The sequence below is a fragment of the Pseudomonas sp. SBT1-2 genome (assembly GCF_028640875.1).
GTDB lineage: Bacteria > Pseudomonadota > Gammaproteobacteria > Pseudomonadales > Pseudomonadaceae > Aquipseudomonas > Aquipseudomonas chlororaphis_I.
On record NZ_JAQZAA010000053.1, the window covers coordinates 15,005 to 40,478 of the forward strand.

Annotated in this window: 24 protein-coding genes; 19 read left to right on the plus strand and 5 right to left on the minus strand. The window is 64.4% G+C overall.

What is annotated here, in order from left to right:
- Window positions 1-144 precede the first annotated feature (144 nt).
- Together selD and mnmH are read left to right on the plus strand one after the other, a co-directional pair.
- A complete protein-coding gene (gene selD / locus PVZ78_RS06635) occupies window positions 145-1,179 on the plus strand; it encodes a selenide, water dikinase SelD (RefSeq protein ID WP_038631406.1) in 1,035 nt (344 codons plus the stop codon).
- On the plus strand, window positions 1,179-2,282 hold the full coding sequence (mnmH, locus tag PVZ78_RS06640) for a tRNA 2-selenouridine(34) synthase MnmH (RefSeq protein ID WP_009048216.1): 1,104 nt from the start codon (window positions 1,179-1,181) through the stop codon (window positions 2,280-2,282). Before selD ends, mnmH begins: the two co-directional genes overlap by 1 nt.
- A gap of 126 nt (window positions 2,283-2,408) precedes the next feature.
- On the opposite strand, the gene PVZ78_RS06645 is transcribed toward mnmH, so the two are convergent.
- Window positions 2,409-3,464, minus strand: a complete 1,056-nt coding sequence (locus PVZ78_RS06645; RefSeq protein WP_009048217.1) for a permease — start codon at window positions 3,462-3,464, stop codon at window positions 2,409-2,411.
- A gap of 207 nt (window positions 3,465-3,671) precedes the next feature.
- Window positions 3,672-4,448 carry an IclR family transcriptional regulator gene (locus PVZ78_RS06650; RefSeq protein WP_009043140.1) on the minus strand — a complete coding sequence of 259 codons (777 nt, stop codon included), beginning with the start codon at window positions 4,446-4,448 and terminating at the stop codon, window positions 3,672-3,674.
- A gap of 168 nt (window positions 4,449-4,616) precedes the next feature.
- Between PVZ78_RS06650 and PVZ78_RS06655 the strand changes: the two genes are divergently transcribed.
- Genes PVZ78_RS06655 through PVZ78_RS06670 form a run of 4 tightly spaced genes read left to right on the plus strand, consistent with a single transcriptional unit; the run spans window position 4,617 to window position 8,124 of the window.
- On the plus strand, window positions 4,617-5,378 hold the full coding sequence (locus PVZ78_RS06655; RefSeq protein WP_041989152.1) for an ABC transporter substrate-binding protein: 762 nt from the start codon (window positions 4,617-4,619) through the stop codon (window positions 5,376-5,378).
- Between the two features lie 60 nt (window positions 5,379-5,438).
- Window positions 5,439-6,095 (plus strand): amino acid ABC transporter permease, encoded by a 657-nt coding sequence (locus PVZ78_RS06660; protein WP_009043142.1) that lies wholly within the window; start codon window positions 5,439-5,441, stop codon window positions 6,093-6,095.
- Window positions 6,092-6,838 carry an amino acid ABC transporter ATP-binding protein gene (locus PVZ78_RS06665; protein WP_009048220.1) on the plus strand — a complete coding sequence of 249 codons (747 nt, stop codon included), beginning with the start codon at window positions 6,092-6,094 and terminating at the stop codon, window positions 6,836-6,838. Before PVZ78_RS06660 ends, PVZ78_RS06665 begins: the two co-directional genes overlap by 4 nt.
- The gene (locus PVZ78_RS06670) at window positions 6,835-8,124 is read left to right on the plus strand and encodes an NAD(P)/FAD-dependent oxidoreductase (RefSeq protein ID WP_198920026.1); all 1,290 of its coding nucleotides are present in this window, start codon (window positions 6,835-6,837) and stop codon (window positions 8,122-8,124) included. Before PVZ78_RS06665 ends, PVZ78_RS06670 begins: the two co-directional genes overlap by 4 nt.
- Before the next feature lie 10 nt (window positions 8,125-8,134).
- Here the strand turns inward: PVZ78_RS06670 and PVZ78_RS06675 are convergent, their stop codons facing one another.
- Window positions 8,135-8,809: a hypothetical protein gene (locus PVZ78_RS06675; RefSeq protein ID WP_025804059.1), complete on the minus strand. Its 675-nt coding sequence runs from the start codon at window positions 8,807-8,809 to the stop codon at window positions 8,135-8,137.
- 332 nt (window positions 8,810-9,141) lie between these two features.
- Here PVZ78_RS06675 and PVZ78_RS06680 point away from each other — a divergent pair, with 332 nt between their 5' ends.
- Entirely contained in the window at window positions 9,142-9,846 is a 705-nt protein-coding gene (locus PVZ78_RS06680; RefSeq protein ID WP_009048223.1) for a glutathione S-transferase family protein, read from the plus strand.
- Window positions 9,847-9,953: 107 nt separating this feature from the next.
- Window positions 9,954-10,796 carry a PhzF family phenazine biosynthesis protein gene (locus tag PVZ78_RS06685; protein ID WP_009048224.1) on the plus strand — a complete coding sequence of 281 codons (843 nt, stop codon included), beginning with the start codon at window positions 9,954-9,956 and terminating at the stop codon, window positions 10,794-10,796.
- 56 nt (window positions 10,797-10,852) lie between these two features.
- Here the strand turns inward: PVZ78_RS06685 and PVZ78_RS06690 are convergent, their stop codons facing one another.
- Window positions 10,853-11,776, minus strand: coding sequence for a LysR substrate-binding domain-containing protein (locus tag PVZ78_RS06690; RefSeq protein ID WP_009048225.1), 924 nt, complete (start codon window positions 11,774-11,776; stop codon window positions 10,853-10,855).
- A gap of 227 nt (window positions 11,777-12,003) precedes the next feature.
- Between PVZ78_RS06690 and PVZ78_RS06695 the strand changes: the two genes are divergently transcribed.
- The 10 genes from PVZ78_RS06695 to PVZ78_RS06740 all read left to right on the plus strand — a co-directional run bounded on the left by PVZ78_RS06695 (window position 12,004) and on the right by PVZ78_RS06740 (window position 23,253).
- Window positions 12,004-13,308, plus strand: coding sequence for a dicarboxylate/amino acid:cation symporter (locus tag PVZ78_RS06695; protein WP_028682937.1), 1,305 nt, complete (start codon window positions 12,004-12,006; stop codon window positions 13,306-13,308).
- Window positions 13,309-13,317: 9 nt separating this feature from the next.
- The gene (locus PVZ78_RS06700) at window positions 13,318-14,787 is read left to right on the plus strand and encodes an aspartate/glutamate racemase family protein (protein WP_009048227.1); all 1,470 of its coding nucleotides are present in this window, start codon (window positions 13,318-13,320) and stop codon (window positions 14,785-14,787) included.
- A gap of 249 nt (window positions 14,788-15,036) precedes the next feature.
- Window positions 15,037-15,972 carry a Ppx/GppA family phosphatase gene (locus PVZ78_RS06705; RefSeq protein ID WP_273828413.1) on the plus strand — a complete coding sequence of 312 codons (936 nt, stop codon included), beginning with the start codon at window positions 15,037-15,039 and terminating at the stop codon, window positions 15,970-15,972.
- 224 nt (window positions 15,973-16,196) lie between these two features.
- Entirely contained in the window at window positions 16,197-16,610 is a 414-nt protein-coding gene (locus PVZ78_RS06710) for an arsenate reductase ArsC (RefSeq protein WP_038631413.1), read from the plus strand.
- 286 nt (window positions 16,611-16,896) lie between these two features.
- The gene (locus tag PVZ78_RS06715; RefSeq protein ID WP_273828414.1) at window positions 16,897-17,868 is read left to right on the plus strand and encodes a Bug family tripartite tricarboxylate transporter substrate binding protein; all 972 of its coding nucleotides are present in this window, start codon (window positions 16,897-16,899) and stop codon (window positions 17,866-17,868) included.
- A gap of 1 nt (window position 17,869) precedes the next feature.
- The gene (locus PVZ78_RS06720) at window positions 17,870-18,367 is read left to right on the plus strand and encodes a tripartite tricarboxylate transporter TctB family protein (protein ID WP_124313210.1); all 498 of its coding nucleotides are present in this window, start codon (window positions 17,870-17,872) and stop codon (window positions 18,365-18,367) included.
- Window positions 18,368-18,390: 23 nt separating this feature from the next.
- Window positions 18,391-19,899, plus strand: a complete 1,509-nt coding sequence (locus PVZ78_RS06725) for a tripartite tricarboxylate transporter permease (protein WP_016703306.1) — start codon at window positions 18,391-18,393, stop codon at window positions 19,897-19,899.
- Between the two features lie 236 nt (window positions 19,900-20,135).
- Window positions 20,136-21,233, plus strand: a complete 1,098-nt coding sequence (gene nspC / locus PVZ78_RS06730; protein ID WP_038636514.1) for a carboxynorspermidine decarboxylase — start codon at window positions 20,136-20,138, stop codon at window positions 21,231-21,233.
- 26 nt (window positions 21,234-21,259) lie between these two features.
- The gene (locus PVZ78_RS06735; RefSeq protein WP_016703308.1) at window positions 21,260-22,495 is read left to right on the plus strand and encodes a saccharopine dehydrogenase family protein; all 1,236 of its coding nucleotides are present in this window, start codon (window positions 21,260-21,262) and stop codon (window positions 22,493-22,495) included.
- Between the two features lie 353 nt (window positions 22,496-22,848).
- Window positions 22,849-23,253 (plus strand): DUF1801 domain-containing protein, encoded by a 405-nt coding sequence (locus tag PVZ78_RS06740; RefSeq protein ID WP_016703310.1) that lies wholly within the window; start codon window positions 22,849-22,851, stop codon window positions 23,251-23,253.
- A gap of 119 nt (window positions 23,254-23,372) precedes the next feature.
- On the opposite strand, the gene PVZ78_RS06745 is transcribed toward PVZ78_RS06740, so the two are convergent.
- Window positions 23,373-23,915: an Hsp20/alpha crystallin family protein gene (locus tag PVZ78_RS06745; RefSeq protein WP_009048236.1), complete on the minus strand. Its 543-nt coding sequence runs from the start codon at window positions 23,913-23,915 to the stop codon at window positions 23,373-23,375.
- 501 nt (window positions 23,916-24,416) lie between these two features.
- Here PVZ78_RS06745 and hemB point away from each other — a divergent pair.
- The gene (gene hemB / locus PVZ78_RS06750; protein WP_273828415.1) at window positions 24,417-25,391 is read left to right on the plus strand and encodes a porphobilinogen synthase; all 975 of its coding nucleotides are present in this window, start codon (window positions 24,417-24,419) and stop codon (window positions 25,389-25,391) included.
- Window positions 25,392-25,474 lie beyond the last annotated feature (83 nt).

Consider the following 25,474-nt stretch of genomic DNA (forward strand, 5'->3'; position numbering starts at 1 on the left):
CCGGATCGATTGGAGGGCAGGCAGGCGGCGCCGGTGGTCGATGGCTCAGGACACGCTCAGCGCGCAGGGCTCTCTATTAGCGTCGAGGGCTCAGCGCTGAAGGCTCTGCTAGAATCGCCGCTCCATGACTTTCAGAGGTGCCCCATGAGCGAGCCGATTCGCCTGACCCAGTACAGCCACGGCGCGGGTTGCGGTTGCAAGATTTCTCCCCAGGTCCTGGAGGTGATTCTGGCCGGCAGCGGCGCGCAGAACCTCGACCCGAAACTCTGGGTCGGCAATGCTTCGCGCGACGACGCGGCGGTGTACGCCATCGACGAAGAGCGCGGCGTGGTCTCGACCACCGACTTTTTCATGCCGATCGTCGACGACCCGTTCGACTTCGGCCGCATCGCCGCGACCAATGCCATCAGCGACATCTACGCCATGGGTGGCGATCCGTTGATGGCCATCGCCATCCTCGGCTGGCCGGTGAATGTGCTGGCGCCGGAAGTCGCCCGCGAGGTGATTCGTGGCGGGCGCGCGGTGTGCGACGCGGCCGGCATTCCCCTGGCCGGTGGCCATTCGATCGACGCGCCGGAACCGATCTTCGGCCTGGCCGTCACCGGCCTGGTGGAAAAGCGCCACATGAAGCGCAACGACACCGCCACCGCCGGTTGCCTGCTGTACCTGACCAAACCCCTGGGCATCGGCGTGCTGACCACGGCCGAGAAGAAGGGCAAGCTGCGCAGCGCCGACGTCGGCCTGGCCCGTGACTGGATGTGCACCCTGAACAAGCCCGGCAGCCGTTTCGGCAAGCTCGACGGCGTGACCGCGATGACCGACGTCACCGGTTTCGGCCTGCTCGGGCACCTGGTGGAAATGGCCGACGGCAGCAACCTGACCGCGCGCATTCACTACGACCGCGTGCCGCGCCTGCCTGGGGTCGAGTACTACCTGGACCAGGGCTGCGTGCCAGGCGGCACCCAACGCAATTTCGACAGCTACGCCAACAAGCTCGGGCGTATCCAGGCCCTGCACAAGCTGGTGCTGTGCGACCCGCAGACCAGCGGCGGGCTGTTGATCGCTGTCACTCCCGAGGGCAATGCGGCCTTCCTCGCGCTGGCCGCCGAACTGGGCCTGGAGCTGGCGCCGATCGGTGAGCTGGTGGAACGACAGAGCAACGCGGTCGAGGTGATCTGATGCCCATCGATATCACCGACTACCGCGAAATCTTCCTCAACGACCGGCCGATGATGGATACCCGGGCGCCGATCGAGTTCGCCAAGGGCGCCTTTCCCGGTGTGGTCAACCTGCCGCTGATGACCGACCACGAACGGCAGCGGGTCGGCACCTGCTACAAGCAGCAGGGCCAGCAGGCGGCGATCGTCCTCGGCCATCAACTGGTGTCCGGGGCGATCAAGGCCGAACGCATCCAGGCCTGGGCCGACTTCGCCCGGGCCCATCCCGATGGTTACCTGTACTGCTTTCGCGGCGGCCTGCGTTCGCAGATCGTCCAGCAGTGGCTCAAGGACGAGGCCGGCATCGACTACCCGCGGGTCGGCGGCGGCTACAAGGCCATGCGTACCTTCCTGCTCGACACCCTCGAGGGCGCGGTGGCCGAGTGTGATTTTGTCCTGCTCGGCGGCATGACCGGCATCGGCAAGACCGAGGTGCTCCATCAGTTGGCCAACGGCCTGGACCTGGAAGGCCACGCCAACCATCGCGGCTCCAGTTTCGGCAAGCGCGCCAGCGGCCAGCCGTCGAACATCGACTTCGAGAACCGCCTGGCGGTGGACATCCTGAAAAAGCGCGAGCGCGGCATCGCCGGGTTCGTGCTGGAAGACGAGAACCGCATGATCGGCAGCTGCGCCTTGCCGTTGCCGCTGTACCAGGGCATGCAAAGTTTTCCCATGGTCTGGCTGGAGGACGGCCTGGAGGGGCGGATCGAGCGGATCCTGCGCGACTACGTGATCGACCTGTGCGCGGAGTTCGTCGCGGTGCATGGCGAGGACGGCTTCGCACGGTTTTCCGAGCGCCTGCTGGAAAGCCTGAACAACATCCGCAAACGCCTGGGTGGCGAGCGCCACCAGCGCCTGTACCAGCTGCTGGAGGCCGCCCTGGCCGAGCAGGCCCGCAGCGGCAGCGTGGACCTGCACCGGGCCTGGATCGAAGGGTTGCTCAAGGAATATTACGACCCGATGTATGCCTTCCAGCGCGAAAGCAAGGGCGCGCGCATCGAGTTCGTCGGCGAGCAGGCGGCGGTGCTGGAGTATTTGCGCGAACGGGCTCGCCAGCAGGGTTGAGTCGGTAGAAGGGCGGGGCCTTTGGCCCCATCGCGAGCAAGCTCGCTCCTACAGGGTTCCGCGCCGTCCATGTAGGAGCGAGGCTTGCCCGCGATGACGTCCATGCAGACGCCATCGAACTTCTGGTTACAACAACGCCGCACCAATCAACCCGCACACCACGCCAATCAGCATGGTCAGCCCGGCTACGGTCACCAGCACCCGCGCGTCGAAATCCTTGCGCAGCATCAGCAGCGACGGCAGGCTGATGCTCGGCAGGGTCATCAGCAAGGCCACCGCCGGGCCGGTACCCATGCCCAGGGTCATCATGGTCTGCACGATAGGGATTTCCGCGGCGGTGGGAATCACGAACAGCGTGCCGACAATCGCCAGCGGCACCAGCCACAGCAGGCTGTCGCCAATCGCGCCCTCGACGTGGGGGAACAGCCAGACCCGCGCCGCGCCCAGCACCAGCACCGCCAGCACATAGATCGGAATGGTGCTCCAGAACAGCTGCCACAGGCTGCGCGCCCAGCGGCTGAAGAAGGCGCCGTCGTTAGCCGCGCTGGCCTCGACCACGGCTTCCACCGCCGCCTCCGGCAATTGCTCGGGACGGGCGATGCGCTGGGCCACCAGCGACACACCCAGCACCAGCACGATGCCCGCCACCAGCCGCAGCGCGGTAAAGCCCCAGCCAAGGACAAAACCCATGAACACCAGGGTCGCCGGGTTGAGCACCGGGTTGGCGATCCAGAAGGCCAGCGCCGCACCGACCGAGACATTCTGCCGACGCATGCTCGCCGCCACGGGCGCGGCGCAGCAGGAGCACATCATGCCCGGCAGGGCGAACAGCCCGCCGCGCAGGGTCGAGCCGAAACCGGCGCGGCCGAACAGGCGCAGCAGCCAGTCCCGCGGGATCAGCACTTGCAGCAGCGAACCGAGGATCACCGCCAGCACCGCAGCTTTCCAGATCGCCAGGAAATACACCTGGGCATAGGCCAGGGCGGCGCTCAAAGGCGAGGAGGGCTGATCGTTGATGATCGAGGCGCCGATGCTGTGGCTGTCGGCGGCGATAAAGGCCTTGGCGTAGTAGGGCGACCACTTGACGAAGTAGAGGCCGACGCACGCCACCAGGACGAACAGGGCGGGTTTCCACCAGAACGACCAGCCCCGGACGGGGCTGGCAGGAGCAAGGCTGGACATGAACAATGATTCCGGGCAGTGACGTTAGGCCGCGAATCTTAGCCTACTCGCGCACCTGCGCGCCTCTGTAGCCGCTGCCGCAGGCTGCGATCGATCGCGCAGCGGTCGTAAAACCTCGCAATACGGAGTGCCGGGCCAAATCCCGGAATCCATGCCTGCGACCGCTGCGCTGTCGATCGCCGGCGACTACAAAAGGCTCATGGCCACTCAGAGGGTACGAATCGAGGTGCGAATCGCCCGCGCGCACTCGATCACCGAGGGCGCCAGCTTGCGTTCGGCTTCTTCCAGGGTCCAGCGGCTGCTGGGGATCACCACGTGCACGGCGGCCACCGGCAGGCCCTGGCTGCCGATAATCGGCGCGGCGATGCTCATGTCGCCGAGAAACAGTTCTTCCTGGTTGAGGGCGTAACCGCGCTGGCGGGTGGCGACGATTTCTCCATGGATCGCGTCGATCCCGGTCAGGGTGTGGCGGGTATGGGCCTGGCGGTCGCTGGCCTGGAGCATCGCCAGGGCTTCCTGGTCGGGCAGGGCGCTGAGGTAGGCGCGGCCGGAGCCGGTGCAGTACATCGGAATGCGGCTGCCGATGGGCATGTGGATCGGGATGAACTTGGGCGCCACGAAGCGCGCGACGTAGACCATGTCCAGGCCGTCGGGCTCGGTGAGGTTGGTGGTTTCGCCGGTGACCTGGGCCAGCTCGGCGAGGAACGGGTTGGCCACGTCCACCAGGGTGTCGGCGGCCAGGTAGTTGTAGCCGATCTCCATCACCCGCGGGGTCAGCTGGAAGCGTTTGGTCTGCGGGTGCTTACGCACGTAACCGAGCTGCTCCAGGGTGTGGATCATGCGTTGCGCCGAGCTTTTGTTGATCTCGGCGGCCTCGGCGATTTCCGCCAGGTTCATGGTCCGTTGGGCGGCGTTGAAGGCGCGCAGGACCGCCAGGCCTTTTTCCAGCGACTGATTGAACAGGCTATTGGGGGTGTCGCTCATGGCGGTTCCTTTGGATATTTTGTGTTTTGAATATCGATATTCGATATTTATAAATCTCTTTACGATTTTTGTAAATTGTTTATAGTCGGTTGCATGCCTCCTGCCCCACTTTCAGAGGCCAACCATCACGGACTTCAAACAATAAAATCGTCCAATGGGAGATTCGCCATGCAAAAGCGTTTTCGTGTCCTTGCATTGTGCTGCGCACTCAGCGCCGGCCTCATCGGTTCCGCCAGTGCCGGCGCCGCGCCGGTGTACAAGGTCGGCGCCACCGCCACCGGCATTCCCTTCACCTTTCTCGACGTCAAGAGCCAGAGCATCGAAGGCATGATGATCGACGCCGCCCGGGCGGTGGGTCAGGCCGGCGGCTTCGAGGTGGACATCCAGCAGACCACCTTCGCCGCGCTGATCCCCTCGCTGACCTCGAACAAGATCGACATCATCTCCGCCGCCATGCTGCGCACCCCGGCGCGGGAGAAGGTGGTGCAGTACTCCAACCCGGTGTTCAGCTACGGCGAGGGGCTGATCGTGCGCGCCGACGACAACACCGCCTACACCCGCATGGAAGACTTCAAGGACCAGGTGGTCGGCGCCCAGGTCGGCACGGTGTTCATCGATGAGTTGAACAAGCGCGGGATCTTCAAGGAAGTGCGCGGCTACGACTCGATCCCCGACCTGCTGCGCGACCTGGCGCTGGGACGGATCAAGGCCGGTTTCGCCGACCGGCCGATCGTCGCCTACCAACTGGCCCAGGGCACCCAGAACAAGGTGCAGTTGGTGAAAAGCTACCAGCCGGTGGTGATGGGCGATGTCTGCCTGATCGTGCGCAAGGGCGATGCGCAGACCCTGGACGAGGTCAACCGCGGCATCGCGGCGATCAAGGCCGACGGTTCCCTGGAGCGGATCATCGAGAAGTGGAAGCTCAACTGACCACCCCGCGGCCCGGCCGCCCGGCGGGGTCGCTTCACTCCTGATTGCGCAGGTCCTCCTATGTTTCTCCAGAACGCTCTGGACTTCCTCCCCATTCTGCTGAAAGGGGCGGTGGTCACCTTGCAGGTCACGGCCGGCTCCTTTGTGCTCAGCTCGCTGATCGGCCTGGTATTCGCCTTGATGATGGTGTCCAAGGTGCGCTCGATCTCGCTGTTCGCGATTGGCGTGGTCAACGTCATTCGCGGCCTGCCGATCATCGTGCAGCTGTTCTACATCTACTTCGTGCTGCCGGATTTCGGCATCCAGCTCACGGCCATGCAGGCCGGGGTGATCGGCCTGGGCATCGCCTACTCGGCGTACCAGGCGGAGAACTTCCGCGCCGGCATCCAGGCCATTCACCAGGGGCAGATCGAGGCGGCCGAATCCATCGGCATGCGCGGCGGCATGATCATGCGCCGGGTGGTCCTGCCCCAGGCCTTTCGCATCGCCTTGCCGCCCTACGGCAACACCCTGGTGATGATGCTCAAGGACTCCTCGCTGGTGTCCACCATCACCGTGGCCGAGATGACCCGCGCCGGTCAGCTCATCGCTTCCTCGACCTTCGAGAACATGACCGTCTACACCCTGGTGGCCTTGCTCTACCTGGCCCTGAGCCTGCCGTTGTCCTTTGCCCTGCGTCGCCTGGAGGCGCGCTTCAGCACCCGGAGAAAGTCATGATCGAGATCAAGGGCGTACACAAGAGTTTCGGCAACGTGGCGGTGCTCGAAGGCATCGACCTGAGCGTGCAGAGCGGGGAAGTGGTGTGCCTGATCGGCCCCTCGGGTTCCGGCAAGTCGACCCTGCTGCGTTGCATCAACGGCCTGGAAAGCTACGAGCAGGGCGACATCCTGGTCAGCGGCGAACGGGTCGACCGCCATGGCAAGACCATTCACCAACTGCGCACCCAGGTGGCCATGGTGTTCCAGCGCTTCAACCTGTTCCCCCATCGCACCGCGTTGCAGAACGTCACCGAAGGGCCGATCTACGTGAAGAAGCAGAACCCGCAGCAGGCCCGGGAGCGGGCCGAGGCGCTGCTGGAAAAGGTCGGCCTGGCCCATCGCATGCACGCCTATCCGGACGAGCTGTCCGGCGGCCAGCAGCAGCGGGTGGCGATCGCCCGGGCCCTGGCCATGGACCCGCAGGCGATCCTGTTCGACGAGCCGACCTCGGCGCTGGACCCGGAGCTGGTGGGCGAGGTGCTGGCGGTGATGCGCAAACTCGCCGACGAAGGCATGACCATGATCGTCGTCACCCATGAAATGGGTTTTGCCCAGGACGTGGCGGACAAGGTGTGTTTCCTCCACAGCGGCAAGATCGTCGAGGCCGGGCCGGCGAAGCAGGTGCTGAGCGCGCCGCGCCATCCGCGCACCCAGGACTTCCTCAAGCGCCTGCTTAACCAGGGCGCGGAGGTGCAGGCATGAAGGCCGCCGAAACCTTGCGCCTGCCGCCTTCCTTGTGGGCCGCCACAGCGACGGCGGCGGTCGAGACCCCGGCGCTGGCCGAAGACCTGCGGGCCGACGTGGCCATAGTCGGCGCCGGTTACACCGGGCTGGTGACCGCGCTGCGCCTGGCCGAGGCCGGGGTCAGCGTCTGTGTACTGGATGCCGGGGAACCGGGCTGGGGCGCCTCCGGACGCAACGGCGGGCAGGTGATTCCCGGGCTCAAGTACGACCCGGATCAACTGCTGACCAGGTTCGGCCCGGCCCGCGCCGAGGCCATGCTGGAGGCGGCCGGCTCCGCGGCTGATGAAGTGTTCGCCCTGATCGAGCAGCATCGCATCGCCTGCGACGCGACGCGCAAGGGCTGGATTCAGCCGGCGTTTTCCGCCAGTTCCCTGCAGGCCATCGAACAGCGCGCCGAGCAGTGGCGCCGGCGCGGGGTGGCGGTGGAGTTGCTCGACCGCGCCGCCGTCGGTCGACGCATCGGCAGCCAGAACTACCTCGGCGGCTGGGTCGATCCGCGTGCCGGCAGCCTGCACCCGCTGAACTATGCGCGCGGCCTGGCCAGGGTGGCGCAGCAGCAGGGCGTGCGGATTCACGGGCAGACTCGGGTCGAGGCTTTGCAACGCGAAGGCGGGCAGTGGCAACTGCGCACCGCCCAGGGCCATCGGGTCCAGGCCCAGCGCGTGGTGCTGGCGACCAATGGCTACACCGACGACCTGTGGCCACGGCTGCGGCAGACGGTGATTGCCGCCAACAGTTTCATCATCGCCACCCGCCCGCTGTCGGCCGAGCTGCGCCAGAGCATCTTGCCGAACGGCGAGGTGTGTTCCGACGCCCGGCGTCTGCTGCTGTATTTCAAGCAGGATGCCCAGGGGCGTCTGTTGCTGGGAGGGCGCGGGCCGTTTTCCGAACCGACCCACAGCGGCGACTGGCGTCATCTGGAGCGTTCGCTGCTGGGCTTGTTTCCGCAGTTGGCGGGCACGCCCATCGAGTATCGCTGGAGTGGGCGGGTGGCGTTGAATCAGAGTTTCCTGCCGCAGCTGCATGAGCCGCAGCCGGGGTTGTCGATCCTGCTCGGCTACAACGGCCGTGGCATCGCCTTGTCCACGGCCCTGGGCAAGCACCTGGCGGCGCGGCTGTCGGGGGCGAGCAGTGAATTTCCGTTTCCGGTGACGCCGATCCGGCCGATTCCGCTGCATGGCTTGCAGCGCCTGTACCTGGGGGCGGGGATCGCCTGGTACCGCCTGCTGGACGCCCTGCGCTGAGGGCGGTGCATCAGGTCGGGCAGCTTTCCTCGCCGTTATCCAGGCCTTGCTTGTAGCTGCGGCTGTCGAGGGTGGCCTTGCCGTTGTGCCAGGTCAGGGTCAGCACGTAGAGCGAGTCGAAATCGTTGGAGGCCCAGTCGTCGGTGATGGTGCGTTTTTCGCCGACGGCTTCCCGCGCCACCTTGTTGATCAGTTCCGGCAGGTAGCCGTGGGACCAGGCGGTGTAGATGATCGAGTTGTGGTAGCGGTCATGCAGCAGCTCATCGGCCAGGGCGCTGGTGTCGTTGGCCGAGAATTCGATGTTCACCGGCAGGCCGAGCTTGATGGCGCTGGGGCTGATGGTCATCAGCGGGCGGATGTAGCTGTAGGAGTTGTCGAGTTCGCCTTCCTCGACATTGCGCGTCGGGTTGGCGGCGAACACGTAGTTGGCCTTGCCGAATTTTTCCGGCAGCAGGGACGCCAGGTCGATGGCGCGGTTCAGGCCCTGGCAATTGAGCTGGCCGAGGCCGCCGGCGGGTTTTTCCGCATGGCGCAGGAAGATCAGGGTCTGGGTGCCGTCCACCGGCTGGGCGCGACTTTCACTGGATTCCAGCGACAGCAGCAGCGCACTGGTCAGCATCAGCGCCGGAAAAAACACGTAGGACCGGCGTTGCAGGCGTTGGGTGAAACTCAGCAGATTCTTCATCGAGTGTGGGTACTTCAGCGCAATCGGTTAAGGCTGACAAACCTTTCCACGGCGAGCTCCCGGCTTCGCGTGGTTTTCCCTGTCGTTGAACGAGTGTTTCTGCACGCGGGCAGTGCTCTGAGTCCCAGGACGCCTTTTGGTTCGATCCGGGCGGGGGACTGCGAGCGTGGGCCCGTTACTTTATCCGCACCGCTGTCTGGCTGCCGGGAAGCTTAACCACCGGATGTTTCGAATTTAAGAATGCGCGCCGCGAACCGATGCCTGTAATCTAGCGCCGTCGCCGCCCGGCCCGGGGCCACGGCCTTTCATCTGACTGTCATTGGAAGCCTGTCATGACCGATCTCTCCGCATTCCCCATCACCCAGAAATGGCCTGCGCAGTACGCCGACTGGATTCAGCTGTATTCCTTGCCGACTCCCAACGGCGTCAAGGTCTCGATCATGCTCGAAGAGATCGGGCTGCCCTACGAGCCGCACCGCGTCAGTTTCGAAACCAATGACCAGCTGTCCCCCGAGTTCCTTTCCCTGAACCCGAACAACAAGATCCCGGCGATCCTCGACCCCCATGGCCCGGATGACCGGCCGCTGGCGCTGTTCGAGTCGGGGGCGATCCTGATCTACCTCGCGGACAAGAGCGGGCAACTGCTGGCCCAGGAATCCGCCGCGCGCTACGAGACCATCCAGTGGCTGATGTTCCAGATGGGCGGCATCGGCCCGATGTTCGGCCAGCTGGGCTTCTTCAACAAATTCGCCGGCAAGGACTACGAGGACAAGCGTCCGCGCGACCGTTACGTCGCCGAGTCCCGCCGCCTGCTGAGCGTGCTCGAAGGCCGCCTGCAAGGTCGCGACTGGATCATGGGCGAGCGCTACACCATCGCCGATATCGCCACCTTTCCCTGGGTGCGCAACCTGATCGGCTTCTATGAAGCCGGTGACCTGGTGGGCTTCAAGGACTTCCCCAACGTGCAGCGCGTGCTGGAGCGTTTCCTCGCGCGCCCGGCGGTGATCCGCGGCCTGGAAATTCCCAAGCCGGTCTGACACCCCGTAACCCTGTAGCCGCAGGCTTCGGCAGCGGCTACAGGTTTCCATGCTTGAGGTCAGGCCGCTTTCAGGCCTGACCGCGTTCATTCAGACAAGGACCCGTAATGAGCCGATTCGATTTCAAGCAGGTGGATGTCTTCAGCGACGAGCCGCTCAAGGGCAACCCGCTGGCGGTGGTGTTCGGCGCCGACCCGTTGAGCGACGCGCGCATGGCGGCGTTCGCCAACTGGACCAACCTCAGCGAAACCACCTTTATCCTCGAACCCCGGGACCCGCGGGCCGACTATCGCCTGCGGATTTTCACCACCCTGCAGGAGCTGCCGTTCGCCGGCCATCCGACCCTTGGCAGCTGCCATGCCTGGCTGGAGGCCGGCGGCGTGCCCAAGGGCGAGGAGATCGTCCAGGAGTGCGCGGTGGGCCTGGTGCGCATTCGCCGCAACGGCGCCGAACTGGCGTTTCTCGCACCGCCCTTGCTCAAGTCCGGCCCGGTGGAGGCCGGGTTGCTGGAGCAGGTGCGCCAGGGCCTGAGGCTGGCGCCCGGCGCCATCGTCGACGCGCAATGGGTGGACAACGGCGCCGGCTGGCTGGCGGTGCTGCTGGCCGAACGCGGCCAGGTGCTCGACCTGCAACCTGACTATTCCCAGCTCAAGGACCTCGCGGTGGGGGTGATCGCACCCTGGAACCCCGAGCGCGACGGCGACGCGGCGCAGTTCGAAGTGCGCGCCTTTATCGCCGGCGACGGCATGCCGGAAGACCCGGCCACCGGCAGCCTCAACGCTGGCATCGCCCAATGGCTGCTGGGTGCGGGGTTGGCGCCGGCGTCCTACGTGGTCAGCCAGGGCCTGAGCATGGGCCGGGCCGGGCGCATCCAGGTCGAGCGGATCGGCGATGAAATCTGGATCGGCGGTTCGGCGGTGACCTGTATCGAGGGCAGCCTGACGTTGTAGGCGAGGGCGGCGGGGGCTGGCCTTCCACCCCCTGAGTGTCGGGGAATGGCAGGCCATCAACCCTGGGCGGCAAGGTTTTGCGAGGCTTTTTCCAGGGTTTTCCAAAGCTCCAGCATGGTCGGGTTCTGGTTGGCCCTGGAGCAGTACGAACGTATTTCCAGCTGGGTGCTCCACTCGCTGCCGCCGGCCCGGACCAGGCGCCCGCGCTGCAGCTCCTCGGCCACCGCGCTCTCCGGCAGCCAGGCCACGCCGTAGCCCTCCATGGCCATACGCATCAGCAGCATCGCCATGTCCGCTTCATAACAGCGCGTCAGCACGCACGGCACATGGCTGTCCTTGATCACGATATCGGCCACCCGGCCGAGAAAAGTGGTGGCGGTGTAAGCCAGGTGCGGCACCGGTTTGCCGGCCTTGCCCGGCAGGCGGTGCAGAGGCTCGCCGCGGCGGTTCGGCGCGCACAGCGGGATGAATGAATCCTGGCCCAGGGTCAGGCTGACGAACTTTTCGTGGTCCAGCAGGATCGGCGCCTTGGGATGGTGGTAGACGATCATCAGGTCGCAATTGCCCTCCGCCAGGGCGATCACCGCGTCATGGATATTGGCTGCCACCACCCGGGCATTGAAGGGCTCGTTGTGCTGCTGGAACCGCGCCAGCCATTTGGGCAGGAAGGTCATCGACAGGCTGTGCCCGGCGGTGACCTGGATCGAGCGCCCGGGCATGCGTTCTTCCTGGCGCAGCGACGAACGCAGCTCCAGCAACGAGGACAAGGCTTCGCGCCCCTGTTCGCAAAAGGTCTGGCCGGCCAGGGTCAGTTGAATGGGGTAGGTGCCGCGGTCCACCAACTCCACGCCGACCCAGTCCTCCAGCGAACGGATCCGTCTCGACAGGGCCGATTGGGTCACGCAGCGGATCTCGGCTGCCCTGGAAAAATTCTTGCACTCGGCGATCGCCAACAGATCGTCCACCCACTTGATTTGCATGCCGCATCCTCAACCATGGCTGGAAAAAGTCTACGCCGCCGATCACGGATATTCGCGGCCTTTCGGAAACTATTCCAATAACGCATCAAGCTATGGCGATTACTCATCATCTGCGCCTCACGGGCTCCCTAGAATCGGCCTGACCACGCGCCACCGCCGAGTGGCCGTGCCTTCGATTCCTTCTCCTGCCAAGTAGAAATCCAATAACACCACTTGAGGAACGCACCGTGAAAAAGAACCGACTTCCCCGGCAGATCGCCTACGGCATCGCCTTGGGCGTGCTTGTAGGCTGGCTTTGTCATCGTTTTGCAGCGGATGCCAATGAGGCCAGGGACATCGCCTCGTACTTTTCGATGGTCACCGACATCTTCTTGCGCATGATCAAGATGATCATCGCGCCGCTGGTACTCGCCACGCTGGTGGGCGGCATCGCCAGCATGGGCAGTTCGAGCTCGGTGGGGCGTATCGGCACCCGGGCGATGGCCTGGTTCGTCAGCGCCTCGATGGTGTCGCTGCTGATCGGCATGCTCCTGGTGAACCTGTTCCAGCCCGGGGTCGGGCTCGATCTGCACGCCAGCCAGGCGGGTGCCGCCCCGGTGGCGATCAACACCGGCGATTTCAGCCTCAAGGTGTTTATCGGGCACGTCTTCCCGCGCAGCATCGCCGAGGCGATGGCCAATAACGAGATCCTGCAGATCGTGGTGTTCTCGCTGTTCTTCGGTTTTGCGCTGGCGGCGGTGAAGAGGGCGGGGTTCACCCAGATCCCCGCGCTGGTGGACGACCTGGCCAGGGTGATGTTCAAGATCACCGACTACGTCATGGCCTTCGCCCCCATCGGTGTGTTTGCCGCCATCGCCGCGGCGATCACCACTGGCGGGCTGGGCCTGCTGCTGGACTACAGCAAGCTGATCGCCGAGTTCTACCTGGGCATCGCGATCCTCTGGGCGGTGCTGTTCGGTGCCGGTTATCTGTTCCTCGGGCGCTCGGTGCTGACCCTCGGGAAGTTGATCAAGGAACCCATCCTGCTGGCGTTCTCGACGGCCAGCAGCGAGTCGGCCTACCCGAAAACCATGGAGGCGCTGGAGAAGTTCGGCGCGCCCAAGCGAGTCTCGAGTTTTGTTCTGCCCCTGGGGTACTCGTTCAACCTCGACGGTTCGATGATGTACCAGGCGTTTGCCATCATGTTTATCGCCCAGGCCTACAACGTCGACCTGAGTTTCACCCAGCAGCTGTTGATCCTGCTGACCCTGATGGTGACCAGCAAAGGCATGGCCGGGGTCGCGCGGGCGTCGATCGTGGTGGTGGCGGCCACGCTGCCGATGTTCAACCTGCCCGAAGCCGGCATCTTGCTGATCCTCGGCATCGACCAGTTTCTCGACATGGCGCGTACCGCCACCAATGTGGTGGGCAACAGCATTGCCACGGCGGTGATTGCCAAGGCCGAAGGCAACGAGGAGCCCAGTGCCGGGGCCGTCGAGCCACCGCTTGGCGTGGCGCCGGCCACGCAGAACCCTTCTTCCGTTTCCGCCTGAGAACCCGCGATGAAAAGCCTATCCAAACCGACACGCAAGCCAGCGCCGGCCAGCAGGCTGGGCATCGTAGGGGGGCTGGGCTCTCTGGCCGGCGGCGATCTGTTCTTCAAGCTGGTGAAGTCCCGGGCGGTGCTGGCCGATCAGGGGCGCTATCACTTCCTGTTCGAACAGCACCCGTTCAAGGACCTGCTGTTGCCGCTGGAGCGCGACGCGAACATGACGTCCAGAAAGTTCTATGTCTTCCAGGTCTGCCAGTCGTTTGAGGACAGCGGGGTGGACGCGATCATGCTGCCGTGTTTTGCCAGCCACACCTTCCGCGAAGAGATCCAGCAGGAGTTGGGCATCCCGATCCTGGACATGATGGCGGCCCTGAGCGCGCATATCCGCCATGTGCTGGAACCGGGTACGGTCCTGGGCGTACTCGCCTCGGACTACGTGCGGCACGCCGGGCTCTTCGAGCGATACCTGGGGGCCGACTTCCAGCTGGTCTATCCCGAGCCGCAGGATCAGCAGGCCATGATGGCGGCGATCTACGGGGTGGACGGAATCAAGGACGGGCACCTGGACGGGGTGCCACTGGAAGGGGTGTACCAGGCTTGCCTGTCGTTGCAGGCACAGGGCGCGAACCTGATAGTGCCCGGGATGACCGAGCTGTCGCTGGTGTGCGCCGACCTGCAGCGTCGCGGGGTGACGCTGCTCGACGTCAACGAGATCTACGCCGCGGCGGCGACCCAGGCCGATGGCCAGCCCGCCCGGCCGCCGTTCAAGCTCGGCATAGTCGGCGGCGTGGGGCCGGCGGCCACCGTGGACTTCATGGCCAAGGTGGTCCGACATACGCCGGCCGATCGGGACCAGGACCATATCCGCATGGTGGTCGAGCAGAACCCGCAGATTCCGGACCGGACCGCGAACCTGCTGTTCGACCAGGCCGACCCGACCATGGCCATGTACGCCACTTGCAAGCGGCTCGAAAGTGCCGGGGCCAACGCGATCGCCATACCCTGCAATACCGCCCACGCCTTTGTCGAACGCATCCAGCCTTATCTACAGGTGCCCATCGTCAACATGCTCAACGAAACCATCGAGGCGATCGTCGAGCAATACGGCCCGGGCAAGCCCATCGGCCTGCTGGCCACCTCGGGTACGGTGCAGAGTCGGGTCTACCACGAGGCTGCGCGGCTCGCCGGCCTGTCGTTGCTCACGCCGGGTTTCGATTATCAGGAACTGGTGATGAGCGCGATCTACGGCGAGCGCGGGATCAAGGCGGGTTTCGTCGACGGCATCTGCAAGGCGCAATTGCTGCTCGCCGCCGAGCACCTGTGTGAGCTGGGGGCCGAGGTGCTGATCCTGGGGTGCACCGAGCTGCCGCTGGTCCTCAGCCATTGCGCCGATTTCCAGGTCGGCGCTTACCGGGTGGCGCTGGTGGACCCGACCAGCATCCTGGCGATCCGTTGCGTGCAGCTGGCGACGCGCCCTTGAGCGCGATTCGCGGGCAAAAAAAAGCCGCCGGGTGGGGCAGCTTTAAAGGAGAGCACGCGTTGTAGATGACCCGAGTGTCACCACGGGAAATGACAGGATGATGACAGGGCGTTGACGTTGTCGACGGCCTGGAAAAGGCGGGTGGCTGTCATCTTGGCGTCATCGAAGGAATGGCAAGATCACCGCAAACCGTCTTTAGTTCTCGACAGGCCGCGGCCTGCCGGTCGATGAATCTGCCAGGAATCCTCCATGAAAGGTGACGCCTCTCTGTTCGCGGCCATTGATCTTGGGTCCAATGCGTTTCGCCTGATGATCGGCCAGCCGGTCAGGCGCAGCCAGGGGTTCATGATCCAGGAAGTGAAGACCCTGCGGGAGCCGGTGCGCCTGGCCGAGGGCTTCCAGGAGGGCGCGCTGGACGCGCTGGCGCTGGACCGGGGCTGGCAGGCGCTGGCGCGCTTCGGCAAGAAACTGCGCGGTTTTGAGGCCGGGCGGGTGCGGGCGGTGGCCACCAGCGCCGTGCGCGAAGCCGACAATGCGCCGCTGTTCCTGGCCAGCGCGGAGCGTCACCTGGGGTTTCGCATCGATGTCATCTCCGGGCATGAAGAGGCGCGGCTGGTGTACGCCGGCGTGGCCCATACGGTGCCGGGCAGCGAAAGCATGCGGCTGGTGGTGGACATCGGCGGCGGCTCCACCGAGTTGATCCTGGGGCAGGGCGCCCAGCCCTTGCTGACCGAGAGCATCGCCATTGGCAGCGCGACCTTTGGCGCGCGCTACTTTCCGGGCGGCGCGGTCTCGGCTCACGCCCTGCAGGAAACCGAGCGCCTGGCCAGCCTGAAGTTCGAGAAAGTCGCCCGGCATTATCGCCAGCTGGGTTGGCAGCAGGCCATAGGCTCCTCGGGCACCACCCGGTTCCTGGCCAAGGTGCTCAAGGCCAATGGCCTGAATGACTATGGCCAGGACGGCATCACCTACGGCGGGCTATTGCGCCTGTCGCTGCGCCTGCTGGAGGCCGGGCATGTCAAACGCCTGCGGCTGGCCGGGTTGCAATCCCATCGCCTGAGCATCCTGCCCGGCGGCCTGGCGGTGATGCTGGCGGCGTTCAAGGTGTTTGGCGTCACCCATATGACGCCTTCCGAGCCGGGGCTGCGTTTTGGCGTGCTGCATGGCCTGATATGTAACAACTGATTACCCATCGTTATCTGCAAACCGCTGGCCTTCCTCCGGCCAGCGGTTCCCGCCAGGGTGTTCCGTCGCTCTATTTCAATCCTTTACCGGCCACGCCGGAATCAGCCGACGGGCCACGCGTGCACGCCGTCGCCGCGGCATCCCGCCGTCGAAAAACAGGCTGTCATAAAAAGTGCGATTTCCCGCGGCACTATCCCAGCAGTCTGAAAACAGGGGAATGAACCATGAGTGACAAACGCCGCGTGCTGTTCGTTTGCGCCAGAAACGACGCCCGTTCACTGATGGCCGAAGCGCTGCTGCGCCACGCCGACGCCGAAGATTTCGACGCCTTCAGCGCCGGCCTGGTGGCCAGCGAGATCGACCCGCGCACCCTGGAGTCTCTCGAACATATCGGCATCGATACCGCGGGGCTGCGCAGCAAGGCCCTCGACGAGTTCGCGGGGCAGCAGTTCCACTATGTCATCACCCTGTGCGACAAGTCCTCGGAAGAGGCCGCGCGCATGCCGTCCTCCGGCGAGGTGATCGTCTGGAACTTCGAGGACCCGGTCACCAGCGACAGACATGAACCGTTCCGCCACACCCTTCAGGAAATCCACGATCGGCTGCATATGTTCATCACGGTGAAGACCCGTTCGTGATGGGCAAGGATCGCAAATCCTCTCTTGCTGAATCGCTGATCTTCTCTCGCTGATAAGCACGGCCGGGCTTCTATCCCGGCCAACTGCTTTCCACCCCGAATCAAGACTCCCCAGGCACGCCCTTGGCGGGAGCGTCAGGCCCTGGCCGCATTCTTTACCCGGGGTTCTCTCCTCTGGCGGTCGCCAACCGCCGGCCGTCTACACTTAACCGCAGGCCACACAGGGCGAACGGCCCTGGGCGCATTCAACCGGTATCAACAAAAACAATAGTCTCGGGAGAAACCTGATGTTCACAGCACTGCGTCGATTCAGCCGCGGCATGGCCATTGCCGCCAGCCTCGCCACGCTCACCCTCGCCACCCCGGCGTTCGCCCTGGATACGGTCAAGTTCATGGCCCCGGGCTCCGTGGGCGGCGGTTATGACCAGACCGCGCGGGTCTTGGGCAAGGCCTTGCTCGAGGCCGGCACGGCCAAGTCCGTGACTTTCGAGAACAAGGGCGGAGCCGGCGGCACCCTGGGGCTGGCGCAGTTTGCCAACAGCACCAAGGGCGACCCGAATGCGCTGCTGGTGGTGGGGGCGATCATGGTCACCGCGGTGGAGCAGAACAAGCCGCAGATCAGCCTCAAGGACGTGACGCCGATTGCCCGGTTGTTCACCGAATACAACGTGCTCGCCGTGCGTGAGGAGTCGCCCTACAAGACCCTCGAGGAGCTGCTCAAGGACTTCAAGGCCAATCCGGCCAGCATCAAGTGGGGCGGTGGCTCCAAGGGTTCCATCGACCATATCGGCATCGCCGAGCTGGCGAGCAAGATGGAGGTGCCGGTGAACAAGGTGAACTACGTCGCCTACGCCGGCGGCGGCGAAGTGGTGGCCGCGACCCTGGGCGGGCACATCACGGTGATCACCGGCGGTTATGCCGAGCTGGCCAAGTACGTGCAGTCCAAGCAGTTCCGCCTGCTCGCCATCGGCGCTCCGGAGCGCGTTCCCGGCATCGATGCGCCGACCCTCAAAGAGAAAGGCTACGACGTGATCATCGGCAACTGGCGCGGTGTCTATGGCGCGGCCAACCTCACGGCCGAGCAACGCAAGCAAGTCACCGACGCGGTCCTGTCCGCCACCAACAGCAAGGTCTGGCAGGACAATGTGAAAGCCAACGCCTGGTCGCCGAGCATCCTCACCGGCGATGAGTTCGGCAAATTCGTCGACGAGGAACACCAGCGCCTGCGGGCGATGCTGGTCAAGGTCGGGCTGCTTTGAGATGGCCGGGCGCAGCAGGGTCGTGCTGTCGCAGTTGGCGATTGGCCTGGGGCTGATCGCCATCAGCCTGGTGCTGGTCATCGGCGCCTTGCGCTTTCCGCCCGAGATGGGCTTCGTCATCCTCGGTGCCCATGTCTATCCCTGCGCCGTCGGTGCTTTTCTAGGGGCCGTGGGCCTGCTGTTGAGCTACCAGGCCTGCACCGGTGGTTTGCGCGAGCTGGCCGCATCCGGCGACGACAGCGACGACAGCGCCCAGCCCGGCGGCAGGCTCGGGGCGGCCTGGGTCACCGCGGGCCTGGTGGCGATTGCCGTACTGATCAACCTGATCGGTTTCGTCCTGGCCGCCGGCTTGCTGTTTGCCTGCTCGGCGCGGGGTTTCGGCAGCCGGCGTCCGTTGCGCGACCTGGCCATTGGCATCGCCCTGACCCTGCCGATCTACTGGCTGTTCAGTGCCGGGCTGGGCGTGGCCCTGCCACCCCTGGTCAATGCCTGGATCTGAGCCGGGCCGAAGGAGGTCACACGGTGGACATTCTCTTGAACCTGGCGACAGGTTTCTCCGCGGCGCTGGCGCCGATCAATCTGCTCTGGGGATTTATCGGCTGCCTGCTGGGCACGGCGATCGGCGTATTGCCGGGGATCGGCCCGGCGCTGACGGTGGCCCTGCTGTTGCCGATCACCGCCAAGGTCGATCCCACCGGCGCGCTGATCATGTTCGCCGGCATCTATTACGGCGCGCAGTTCGGTGGCTCGACCACCTCGATCCTGCTCAATACCCCGGGCGAGTCGTCGTCCATGGTCACCGCCCTGGAAGGCAATCTCATGGCCCGTAACGGCCGCGCCGGACCGGCCCTGGCCACCGCGGCGATCGGCTCGTTTTTCGCCGGCACCATCGCCACGGTGCTGCTGACCCTGTTCGCCCCCATCGTCGCCATGCTGGCGCTGAAGTTCGGCCCCGCGGAGTATTTCGCGATCCTGGTGCTGTCCTTCACCACGGTGTCGGCGGTGCTCGGTGCGTCCATGCTGCGCGGTTTCGCCTCGCTGGGGATTGGCCTGGGCATTGGCCTGATCGGCCTCGACTCGACCTCGGGCATTGCCCGCTACACCCTGGGCGTTCCCGAGCTGGTCGATGGCATCGAAGTGGTGCTGGTGGCGGTCGGCCTGTTTGCCGTGGGGGAGGCCTTGTACAGCCTGCTGTATCAGAAGGAGGAAGCGTCCGGCCGGCATCGCCTGACCTCGTTGTGGATGACCCGCGCCGACTGGAAACGCTCGATTCCCGCCTGGCTGCGGGGCACCCTGATCGGCTTTCCGTTCGGCTCGATCCCGGCCGGTGGCGCGGAAATCCCGACCTTCCTGTCCTATTCCACCGAGCGCAAGCTGAGCAAGCACCCGCAAGACTTTGCCGCCAGTAAGGGGCAGGGCGCCATCGAAGGGGTGGCCGGCCCGGAAGCCGCCAACAATGCCAGCGCCACCGGTTCCCTGGTGCCGCTGCTGACCCTCGGCATCCCGACCTCCGCCACCGCGGCGATCCTGCTGGCGGCGTTCCAGAACTACAACCTGCAGCCGGGGCCGCTGCTGTTCCAGACTTCCGGCGACCTGGTCTGGACCCTGGTGGCCTCGCTGTATATCGGTAACGTTATCCTGCTGATATTGAACCTGCCCCTGGTCGGGCTCTGGGTGAAGCTGCTGCAGATCCCCCGGCCGTACCTCAATGCCGGGATCCTGGTGTTCGCTTCCATCGGCGTGTACGGCATGCGCCATTCGTCCTTCGACCTGTTGCTGATGCTGGCGATCGGCTGGGGCGGGGTGCTGATGCGGCGTTTCGATTTTCCCGTCGCGCCGGTGATCGTCGGCATGCTGCTGGGGCCGATGGCGGAAAAACAGCTGCGCAACGCCTTGTCCATCAGCCAGGGCGACTGGTCGATATTCGTCACCCAACCCATAGCCGCGGCCTTCCTCGGCTTGACCCTGCTGGTGCTGGTGGTGCCCCACCTGCTGCACGCCCGGGGCATCAAATTGCACGAGGATGATTGAGCACACGGCGCTGCGTGCCAGCCGGCGTGGCACGACACTTCAGAACGTCATGGCAGGCCCCTAGGATAGGGGCTGCCAGGCGGTTTGCGTCCTGGAGCATTGCCTGCAACAGAGCCGATCCGGGCGCGGTGCCGAGGCACTGACCCGGCGAGCGGTGCTTTCTGCCCTTTCGATACGCGGCAAGTGAAGGCACAATGCGCATCCTTTTTTTGGCTGGCCTGGCCGGAGGCCTCGAAATGATCAAAACGCCGTACTACCTCATCGACAAACAGAAACTGCTCGGCAACATGGAGAAGATCGCTTACGTGCGCGAGCAGTCCGGCGCCAAGGCCCTGCTGGCGCTCAAGTGCTTCGCCACCTGGTCGGTGTTCGACCTGATGCAGCAGTACATGGACGGCACCACCTCGTCGTCGCTGTACGAGCTCAAGCTCGGCCGGCAGAAGTTCGCCGGCGAGACCCACGCCTACAGCGTGGCCTGGGCCGACGACGAAATCGAAGAGATGCTCGACAACTGCGACAAGATCATCTTCAACTCCATCGGCCAGCTGCAGCGCTTCGCCGCGGCGTCCGAGGGCAAGGTCCGCGGTCTGCGGGTCAACCCCCAGGTGAGCAGTTCCGATTACCTGCTGGCCGACCCGGCGCGTCCGTTCAGCCGCCTGGGCGAGTGGGACCCGGTGAAGGTCGAGGCCGTGATCGAGCAGATCACAGGCTTCATGTTCCACAACAACTGCGAGAACAGCGACTTCGGCCTGTTCGACCAGATGCTGGGCACCATCGAGGAACGTTTCGGCCACCTGCTGCACAAGGTCGAATGGGTCAGCCTCGGCGGCGGCATCCACTTCACCGGCGAAGGCTATGCCCTGGATGAGTTCTGCGCGCGCCTCAAGGCGTTCTCCGAGAAGTACGGCGTGCAGGTCTACCTGGAGCCGGGCGAAGCGGCGATCACCCAGAGCGCCTCGCTGGAAGTCACCGTGCTCGACACCCTCTACAACGGCAAGCACCTGGCAGTGGTCGACAGCTCTATCGAAGCGCACATGCTCGATCTGCTGATCTATCGCCTGAACGCCAAGCTGGCGCCCAGCACGGGCGAACACACCTACATGGTGTGCGGCAAGTCTTGCCTGGCCGGAGACATCTTCGGCGAGTATCAATTCGATCGTCCGCTGGCCATCGGCGATCGGCTGTCGTTCGTTGACGCGGCGGGTTACACCATGGTCAAGAAAAACTGGTTCAACGGCCTGAAAATGCCGTCCATCGTAGTGAAACAACTCGACGGTAGTGTCGAGGTGGTTCGTGAATTTGGGTTCGAAGACTACCTGTCCAGCCTCTCGTAAGCTGGCGGAAAGGAGAGATAAAGAAATTGAAGAAGAACGTTCTTATCATTGGTGCAGGAGGTGTCGCCAAGGTGGTGGCCCACAAGTGCGCGCAGCACAACGACGAACTCGGTCGTATTGCTATCGCGTCGCGCAACATCTCCAAATGCCAGGCCATCATCGACAGCGTCAAGGCCAAGGGCAGCCTCAAACAGCCCGCGCAAATCAAGGCCTACGCGCTCAATGCGCTGGACATCGAGGCGACCAAGGCGCTGATCCGCGAGACCGAATCGCAGATCGTCATCAACGTCGGCTCCGCCTTCCTCAACATGTCGGTGCTGCGTGCCTGCATCGATACCGGCGTGGCCTACCTGGACACCGCCATTCACGAAGAACCGGGCAAGATCTGCGAGACGCCGCCCTGGTATGGCAACTACGAGTGGAAGCACCTCGAGGAATGCCAGCAGAAGAACGTCACCGCCATTCTCGGCGTGGGCTTCGACCCGGGTGTGGTCAACGCCTATGCGGCCCTGGCCAAACAACAGTATTTCGACCGCATTGATTCGATCGACATTCTCGACGTCAATGCCGGTTCCCATGGCAAATATTTCGCCACCAATTTCGATCCGGAAATCAATTTCCGCGAATTCACCGGACAGGTGTGGAGCTGGCAGGACAGCCAGTGGACCAGCAACACCATGTTCGAAGTCAAGCGCACCGACGACCTGCCAGTGGTCGGTTCGCAGAACCTGTACCTGACCGGCCACGATGAAGTGCACTCGCTGTCGAAGAACCTCGACGTGCCCAACGTGCGCTTCTGGATGAGCTTCGGCGAGCACTACATCAACGTCTTCACCGTGCTCAGGAACCTCGGCCTGCTCTCCGAGCAACCGGTCAAGACCGCCGAAGGCCTGGAAGTGGTGCCGCTGAAAGTGGTCAAGGCCGTACTGCCCGATCCTGCCTCGCTGGCGCCGGGCTACACCGGCAAGACCTGCATCGGCGACCTGGTCAAGGGCACCAAGGACGGCCAGCCGCGCGAAGTCTTCATCTACAACGTGGCCTGCCACGAAGAAGCCTTTGCCGAAACCGACAGCCAGGGCATTTCCTACACCGCGGGCGTGCCGCCGGTGGCCGCGGCCCTGCTGGTGGCCCGTGGCGAATGGGACGTGCAGCGCATGGTCAACGTCGAGGAACTGCCGGCCGAGCCGTTCCTCAAGGCGCTGGACGTGATGGGCCTGCCGACCCGCGTCAAGGACGAGAACGGCGACCGTCCCTGGAACTGATTCACCTCCCGCTGTAAAGAAACCAGGTGCGCATGGATGGCGTGCCTGGCTCTCGATTCCCGCTACTCCCTCCTGCCAACACAGCGACCTCCTGCCTCTCAGGGGCGCCACCGTATCCGAGCGACGCCAGAAGCAAGCCTGCATCGAGGCTGGGTGGGTGGCCTATCGGCAGTTCCAGATCAAGCACCTGGCCCGGATCAAGGGCGTGCAGCGCCTGAAGACGGAAGTCCCCGTGCAGAAAATCAAACTGAGCACCGAACTGCCGGTGTGACGCTCGTCGGTTACCTGGAGGGAAATGGCCCGTCAGCGATACTCAAGGGTCGGGACGACAACCCCTCCAGAGGATGACCAGGATGAAAAAACACACCAGCGATGCCAAGCCAGCGGAGGAGAGCAGTGCGGCCTCCCGGCTGATAGACGGGCGCATCGAGGAACTGGGCGATTGGCGCGGCGAGATGCTGGCCCGGGTCCGGAGGCTGATCAGGCAGGCCGACCCGCAGGTGGTCGAGGAGTGGAAGTGGCGCGGGGTGCCGGTGTGGTCCCACGGCGGCATTCTTTGCACCGGCGAGACCTACAAGAGCGTCGTCAAGCTGACCTTCGCCAAGGGCGCCGCGCTGGACGACCCGGCAGGGCTGTTCAACGCCAGCCTCGAGGGCAATACCCGACGGGCGATCGATCTGCATGAGGGTGACAGCCTGGACGAGGCCGCCTTGCAGGCGCTGATCCTGGCGGCCGTGGCGCTCAACCGCTCGCGCTGAGCGGGGCATTCGTGTCTGGTTGTCATGCGCCTTGCCGGCACGATGATTCACGGTCCTTATTGTTGGCCGGCAAAAAAAGCCCCTTGCCGATTTCCCGGCAAGGGGCTGGCTGGCCTGGGTCATTCGCCCTTGATCTGCACGACCTTGTCCGCATTCAGGGCGGCAGGTTTTTTCGGCAGCGAGATGCTCAGCACGCCTTTGCTGAAGCTCGCCTCGATCTTCTCGGCATCGACCCCTTTGGGCAGGTTGAACACCCGCTCGAAGGAACCGTAATGACGTTCGTTCAGGTGATAGCCTTTTCTGTTTTCTTGCGTTTCCTCTCTCTTTTCACCCTTGATGACCAGGCTGCCGTCAGAGAGTTTGATCTCGATATTCTTCTGATCCATGCCGGGCAATTCGGCAGTGATTTCGAAGCTTTCGTCTTTCTCGGTAATATCGACGGCAGGCATGCCACGGCCGATCAGTTCGCGCCGCCAGAACGGATCCACATCGAACAGCCCACGGCTGAAGGGAGACAGGCCGGGGCCGCGATTGAAGTCATCGAACAGGTGATCGACCTGTTGCCGCAGTTTTTCCAGAGGTTGCCACAGGTCGCTCATGCTCGAACGCCGGGTGGCCTTGTCTTCAGTCTGGATCGGCATTTTTTTCACGGAGTTGGCCATTTTCGCTTCTCCTCCCGGGTTGAGGGCGGGCCGCGAGCCATCCCTGGGGCGACCCGCCACGACAGAACGGCAACCGGGCCCGCAGGCCTGCAAGCCCGGTCTTTCCGCCCACGACAGCCATCCCGCGAAACGCGCTGCCAAGGGCTCGATCTGAGTGCTCGAGGATGCCCGGCAGGCGATCCGCCAGGGGCCGCCTCCATGGGGCGGGCGGTCCTGCACACGCGAGCAATACCTGCCGCAGGCACTGGCCTTCAAGGCTCGCGCGAACGGCTCGGGCGTGTATTAGTTAGATCGAAAATCGGCCCGACAGTTTCGTCTCGGGCTGTTTGTCTGACAGGCGTAACCACTCGCATTCATGGGCATTGTTACCAAAGCGGCAACGCAGTCTTGGCGACGCGGTGTTTGTGCCGGTCGCGGCTTCGGGCATAAGCTTCGCTCTTTTTAGCTGCGGTCGTTATCGCACCCAGCCTTGTCTCACGTGGCCTGCCCTGAGGAAATCCCATGTCCAGCCAGTTCCCCCAAGCCCGTCCCCGTCGCCTGCGCCGTTCTGAACAGATGCGCAGCCTGTTCCAGGAAACCGAGTTCACCCTCAACGACCTGGTGCTGCCGATTTTCGTCGAGGAAGAGATCGACGATTTTGTGCCGATCAAGAGCATGCCGGGGGTGATGCGCATTCCGGAATCGATGCTGGCCGGGGAGATCGAGCGTTACGCCCGCGCCGGGATCAAGTCGGTGATGACCTTCGGCGTGTCTCACCACCTGGACAGCAACGGTAGCGACACCTGGAACGACAACGGCCTGGTGTCGCGCATGTCGCGGATCGCCAAGGATGCGGTGCCGGAGATGATCGTGATGTCCGACACCTGTTTCTGCGAGTACACCGACCACGGCCACTGCGGCGTGCTGCACGGCCATGAAGTGGACAACGACCAGACCCTGGTCAACCTCGGCAAGCAGGCGGTGGCCGCGGCCCGTGCCGGCGCCGATGTGATCGCGCCGTCGGCGGCCATGGACGGGCAAGTCCAGGCCATCCGCCGCGCCCTGGACGAAGCCGGTTTCACCCAGACTGCGATCATGGCTTATTCCACCAAGTTCGCCTCGGCGCTCTACGGTCCGTTCCGCGAGGCCGGCGGCAGCGCGTTGAAGGGCGATCGCAAGAGCTACCAGATGAACCCGATGAACCGCCGCGAAGCGGTGCGTGAATCGCTGCTGGACGAGCAGGAAGGCGCGGACTCGCTGATGGTCAAGCCGGCCGGCGCTTACCTGGACATCATCCGCGACATCCGCGAAGCCTCGCGCCTGCCGGTGACGGCGTACCAGGTCAGCGGCGAGTACGCGATGATCAAGTTCGGCGCCCTGGCCGGGGCCATCGACGAGGCGCGGGTGGTGCGCGAAAGCCTGGGATCGATCAAGCGTGCCGGGGCGGATCTGATCTTCACCTACTTCGCGATGGACCTGGCGTTGAGCGGGATCTGAAGCGCTCCAGCGGTGTTACAGATGTAAATGTATAGCCCTCAAGGGCCCCATCGCGGGCAAGCCTCGCTCCTACAGAAGCACAC